This window comes from Nocardia carnea, from assembly GCF_029868325.1.
GTDB lineage: Bacteria > Actinomycetota > Actinomycetes > Mycobacteriales > Mycobacteriaceae > Nocardia > Nocardia carnea_C.
This window is the reverse complement of the sequence record NZ_JARWNW010000215.1, coordinates 1-5425: the sequence shown is the minus strand read 5'-3', so window position 1 is coordinate 5425 and position 5425 is coordinate 1. Positions and strand designations below refer to the sequence as shown.

Genomic DNA, 5425 nt, shown 5'->3' with positions numbered 1-5425 from the left:
AACCCCGCGCGCGCCAGCGCGCCAAAAACACAGCACCTTCACCAACTAGCCCGCATGGACCCTTCACGCCTGTGCAGCGACCGATCAGTCTTCAGCGCCGCGACGCCCGTCCTCCCGCATTCGAATCGAGTAGGCGGCCCTCCGGCGTTCGAATCGAGTAGGCATCGCGCGCCAAGAACTCAGTGCCCGCCCTTGTCCTTAAGCCGCTGGAAGGAAGCCTCGATCTCCGTCTCGGCCTCGGCGCGCCCGACCCATTCCGAGCCCTTGACGTACTTGCCGGGCTCGAGGTCCTTGTACCGCTCGAAGAAATGCTTGATCGCGGCCAGTTCGAACTCCGGAACGTCGGCGAGGTCCTGGATATGGTCCCAGCGCGGGTCGCCGGCGGGTACGCACAGGATTTTGTCGTCGCCGCCCGCTTCGTCGGTCATCCGGTACATGGCCACCGGGCGGGCCTCGACGATGACGCCGGGGAACACCGAGTCCGGCAGTAGTACGAGGGCGTCCAGCGGGTCGCCGTCTTCGCCGAGGGTGTTCTCGATGAAGCCGTAGTCGGCCGGGTAGGCCATCGAGGTGTACAGGAACCGGTCGAGCCGGACCCGTCCCGTTTCGTGGTCGACCTCGTACTTGTTGCGCGACCCCTTGGGGATCTCGATGGTGACGTCGAACTCCACGCCAGCTCCTTCCGCTGCTCTCACGATGCACCGTGGTGGCCGGCGCCGGCCGGCGCACCCGGTTGTTCGCCGAGAACGGTAGCGGAACACCGATAGGGTTGTCGGCGGCACATGGGTTGGGCGGGGTCCGGTGCCACGGACAGGTACGAGGGAGACGGCGGCAGCGTGGTTTGGCAGGGTGGCAGCGGGATGGACGGGTCGGCAGGGCGCCGGCGCCGTGGGTTGCGGGCGTGGTTGATCACCGTCCTGGTGGGTCTGGTGGGTGCGGCCGTGGTGCTGGCGGTCGTATTGCAACCGTGGACTCCGGAATTCCGGCACGGTGGGCTCACCGTCGCGGCGCCGCCTGCCCCGGTCCGGGTGCTCCCGGATGTCCGGCCGGCGCCCGATACCGGTCCGGTGCCCAGCTCTGCCGGGGTCGCGGCGGCCCTCGGCCCCGTGGCCGCCAATCCTGACCTGGGTGGTTTCGCGGGGTCGGTCACCGATGCCGGGACCGGCACCGTGCTGTGGAATTCCCGCGCCGACGAACCGCGTGTGCCGTCGTCGACGGCCAAGATCATGACCACTGCCGCCGCGCTGCTCACCCTGCCTGCCGATCAGCGCGTGCAGACCCGGGTGGTGGCGGGTGCGGCGCCGAACGAGATCGTGCTGGTCGCCGGCGGCGATCCCACGCTGACCGCGCAACCCGGCGGGAAGGGCTACTACCCGGGGGCCGCCAGCTTGGCCGACCTCGCGAATCAGGTGCGTAACGCCGATGTGCGGGCCGACACCATTGTGGTCGATATCTCGCGTTACACCGGCCCGGCGATGGCCCGGGGCTGGGATCCGATCGATATCGGCGGCGGTTCCATCGCCCCCCTGGAACCGGTCATGCTCGACGGTGGCCGGCTGGATCCGCTGGTCGAGTATTCGCCACGTTCGGGCACTCCGGCGCTGGATGTGGGCCGCCGGTTGGCGTCCGAACTCGGCCTCGATCCGGCGAAGGTGCGGATCGGCAGCGCGCCGCAGGGCACCAAGCGGCTGGCCGAGGTGGCGTCCGCGCCGCTGCGCGACCGGTTGCGCGACATGATGGTGCACTCGGACAACGTGCTGGCCGAGACGATCGGCCGGGAGGTCGCGCAGGCCACCGGCCATCCGGCATCGTTCGACGGCGCCGCCGCCGCGGTCGCCGCGGTGCTCACCGAGCACGGCTTCGATCTGAACGGCGTCACCATGCACGATTGCAGTGGCCTGTCGACCGACGACCGGATTCCGGCGCGGGTGCTGGACCGGATCCTGGCCACCGCCGCCGGCCCCGGACCGGAGGAGGAGCCGGCGAGCACCGCACCGAATCCGGTGCTACCGCCGCTCGGTGCCGGCGCCGGATCGAAATCCGAACCCGCCGACCCCGAGCAGTCCCTGACCGCCACGCTTGTCCCGCTGCTCGACTATCTGCCGGTCGCCGGTGGTACCGGTTCGCTGGCCGGTCGTTATGTCACGCAGAACCAGGGCGGCGCGGGCTGGGTGCGCGCCAAGACCGGAACTCTGTCGGTGGCCAGTACGTTGGCCGGGTATGTACTGGATCGTGACGGCCGGGTCCTGACCTTCACCTTGATGTCGAGCGATCGGCCGCCGGAGGTCAGCCGGCCCGCATTGGACGCCGTTGCGACCACGCTGCGCAACTGTGGATGTTCCTGACGGCTGGAGGGCGCATGACGATTCGACAAGGTCCGGGCGGGCCCGGCGCGCCCGAGTCGGCCGATAACGGCTCACCCGGTGCCGGTAGCGAGCGGCGCACGTTTTCGGGCGCGGTGGATTGGCGTTGGGCCGCCCGTACCGGGGCGGCGCTGGTACCGGCCGGGCCACGGACTTCCCGGCTCGCCGCCGAACAGGCCGTGGCCGAGCTCGCCGATGCGTCGGTGCGGGCCGAGGCACCGGTCCGCGCGGTGACCGGTCTGCTCGACGATCAGCCGGTGCCCGCCGCGCGGATCGTCGACCGCCCGGGCTGGATCGGCGCCGCGGCCGATTCCATGTCGCTGCTCACCGGAACGGGAACGGCGGACCGCGGTGGCGCGCTCGCCGGGAAACCGGCCGGTGTGCAGGTGGGCGCCATGCTCGCCTTCCTGTCCACCGCGATCCTCGGCCAGTACGACCCGTTCACCGGCCCCGACGGCACCCTGCTGCTGGTGGCGCCGAATATCGTCGGTGTCGAGCGGGCGCTGGGGGTGACGCCGGCGGATTTCCGTTTCTGGGTCTGCCTGCACGAGGTGACCCACCGGGTGCAGTTCTCGGCGTCCCCGTGGCTGTCCGGCTATATGCGCGAGAACGTCGAGGTGCTCGGCGATATCGAGGACGAGGCGACCTCGGAGATGCTGGCGCGGTTGATCACCGAACTCAAGCTGCGGCGCAGCGGCCGGGCCTCCGACGATCCGAATTCGCGTGGCGTGGTCGGTTTGCTGCGCGCCACCCAGCCCCCCGCGCAGCGGGAGGCGCTGGACCGGCTGCTGATGCTGGGCACCTTGCTCGAGGGGCACGCCGACCATGTGATGGACGCTGTCGGCCCGAGTGTGGTGCCCACGGTCGAGCAGATCCGGTCCGCCTTCGACAAACGGCGCACCCGCCCCGCCAACCCGGTCCAGCGGCTGCTGCGCGCACTGCTGGGAATCGACGCGAAGGTCGCACAGTATGTGCGCGGTAAGGCTTTCGTCGACGAGGTGGTCACCACGGTGGGTATGCAGCAGTTCAACGCGATATGGACCGATGCCGATACTCTGCCGCGCACCGAGGAGATCGACGACCCACGCCGCTGGATCACCCGGGTTCTGGGCTGATCCCGTGGCGCCATCGCACAGCGCCATGGCCCGGCCGATCCTGTTACCCGAGACACCTGCGGTGCTGACTCTGCGGCACGCCGTCCGGGGTTGGCTGGCGCGGTTCCGGCCCGCGGAATCGAAGGTGGCCGTCGCGCTGTCGGGCGGCGCCGATTCGCTGGCCTTGACGGCCGCGGCGGTCGCCGAAGCGGCGACGGTGGACGCGCTTGTCGTGGACCATCGGTTGCAGGCCGGGTCGGACGAGGTCGCGGCGACGGCGGCGGCCACCGCGCGAGCGCTGGGCTGCCGATCGGTGCGCGTACTGCCGGTCGAGGTGAACGGTCCCGGCGGTATGGAGGCGGCCGCACGCACCGCCCGTTACGGCGCACTGGACCATGCGCGCGGCGACCTGCCGGTGCTGCTCGGGCATACGCTCGACGATCAGGCCGAGACCGTGCTGCTCGGACTCGGCCGCGGTTCCGGAGCGCGCTCGATCCAGGGGATGGCGCCGTTCGACGAACCATGGGGCCGGCCACTGCTGAATGTCCGGCGGGAGACCACCCGGCAGTTCTGCGCGGACCTCGGTCTGGCGCCCTATGAGGATCCACACAATCTTTCCCCGGAATTCACTCGCGTCCGTCTGCGGGCCGAAGTCCTGCCGCTTCTGGAGGATGTGCTCGGCGGTAGCGCGGCCCTCGCGCTGTCCCGTACCGCCGAACTGTTACGCGAGGACAACACCGCACTCGACGAGTTCGCTGCCGAACTGCTGGTCCGGGCGGAATTCGGCGGTGCGGGCCTGTCCTGCGCGGTACTCGCCGACGCGGCCCCGGCAGTGCGCCGCCGGACCGTGCGGGCCTGGCTGCTGGCCTGTGGAGTGCGGGTGGTGACAGGCGCACATCTCCGGGCGGTGGACGATCTTGTAGTGGCCTGGCACGGCCAGGGCGGGGTCGCGGTGAGCGGGGGAGAGCGGGGGACCAGGTTGGTCGTCGTCCGCGAGCATGGCAGGCTGACACTTGCCCGCGCGACCGGGTGAGCCGAAACCGAAGGGAAACCAGCTGACGTGTACGGGGACGATATCGCTTCGGTCCTGATCACCGAGGAAGAAATCGAGGCCAAGGTCAGCGAGCTGGCCGAACTGATCTCCAAGCGGTACCCGGCCGATGCCCCCGAGGGGGATCTTCTGCTGGTCGGAGTACTCAAGGGCGCGATCTTCTTCATGACCGACCTCGCCAAGGCCCTACCCATTCCGACCCAGCTGGAGTTCATGGCCGTCTCGTCCTACGGGTCGTCCACCTCGTCCTCCGGCGTCGTGCGCATCATGAAGGATCTGGACAAGGACATCGCCGGTCGCAATGTGCTGATCGTCGAGGACATCATCGATTCGGGTCTGACGCTGTCCTGGCTGATGCGCAACCTCTCCACCCGCAACCCGGCCTCGCTCGAGGTGGTGACCCTGCTGCGCAAGCCCGATGCGCTGCGCACCCAGGTCGAGGTGGCGAATGTGGGCTTCGATATCCCCAACGAATTCGTTGTGGGATACGGCCTGGACTACGCCGAGCGCTACCGCGACCTGCCCTATATCGGCACCCTGCACCCACGCGTCTACGGCGGCGAAACCGGCTGAGACCCAACGGTGTGCGGTGAGCCCCGAACGAAGGTGCTCACCGCCGGCGAGTTCCCGATCGAACATGCTCGTCCAGGCGGCGCAGCACCGGGTCGCCGAGCAATGTCCGCACCGCGCCTTTATCGCACCGGGCGAGGCACTCGGCCTGATCGGCGAGTCGGAGCCGGGTAAGTCGACCGTCCTCCGCTGCCTCGTCAGCGGCGAGTCCCTGACCGAACGTGCCCACCAGTTGTGCCGAGTTCAGCGAGGCCCACAAAGGGTTCGGCGCCGGTCGGCAGGTCGCCCTCGCCGTAGGTGGAGCAGACGATGAGGTGGAAGGCCTGCGGATCGAGGTCGGCGAGGTC

The 5425-nt window shown here is 69.6% G+C and carries 5 protein-coding genes and 1 pseudogene; 4 read left to right on the top strand and 2 right to left on the bottom strand.

Annotated elements, in window-relative coordinates; genetic code table 11:
* Positions 1–179 precede the first annotated feature (179 nt).
* Positions 180–671: an inorganic diphosphatase gene (locus QH196_RS18180; protein WP_280416992.1), complete on the bottom strand. Its 492-nt coding sequence runs from the start codon at positions 669–671 to the stop codon at positions 180–182.
* 189 nt (positions 672–860) lie between these two features.
* Here QH196_RS18180 and QH196_RS18175 point away from each other — a divergent pair, with 189 nt between their 5' ends.
* Genes QH196_RS18175 through hpt form a run of 4 tightly spaced genes read left to right on the top strand, consistent with a single transcriptional unit; the run spans position 861 to position 5081 of the window.
* Positions 861–2345, top strand: a complete 1485-nt coding sequence (locus QH196_RS18175) for a D-alanyl-D-alanine carboxypeptidase/D-alanyl-D-alanine-endopeptidase (RefSeq protein WP_280416994.1) — start codon at positions 861–863, stop codon at positions 2343–2345.
* Positions 2346–2359: 14 nt separating this feature from the next.
* On the top strand, positions 2360–3478 hold the full coding sequence (locus tag QH196_RS18170; protein ID WP_280416991.1) for a zinc-dependent metalloprotease: 1119 nt from the start codon (positions 2360–2362) through the stop codon (positions 3476–3478).
* A 37-nt stretch (positions 3479–3515) separates the two neighbouring features.
* Positions 3516–4490 carry a tRNA lysidine(34) synthetase TilS gene (gene tilS, locus QH196_RS18165; RefSeq protein ID WP_432279508.1) on the top strand — a complete coding sequence of 325 codons (975 nt, stop codon included), beginning with the start codon at positions 3516–3518 and terminating at the stop codon, positions 4488–4490.
* 27 nt (positions 4491–4517) lie between these two features.
* Positions 4518–5081 (top strand): hypoxanthine phosphoribosyltransferase, encoded by a 564-nt coding sequence (gene hpt / locus QH196_RS18160; RefSeq protein ID WP_280416990.1) that lies wholly within the window; start codon positions 4518–4520, stop codon positions 5079–5081.
* A gap of 239 nt (positions 5082–5320) precedes the next feature.
* Here the strand turns inward: hpt and QH196_RS18155 are convergent.
* Positions 5321–5425, bottom strand: a pseudogene (locus tag QH196_RS18155) (nitric oxide synthase); the annotation flags it as partial.

What these genes read in the sequence shown, in the direction of transcription:
- QH196_RS18175 (WP_280416994.1), top strand. Translation starts at nt 861, where the DNA reads ATGGACGGGTCGGCAGGGCGCCGGCGCCGTGGGTTGCGGGCGTGGTTG.
- QH196_RS18170 (WP_280416991.1), top strand. Translation starts at nt 2,360, where the DNA reads ATGACGATTCGACAAGGTCCGGGCGGGCCCGGCGCGCCCGAGTCGGCC.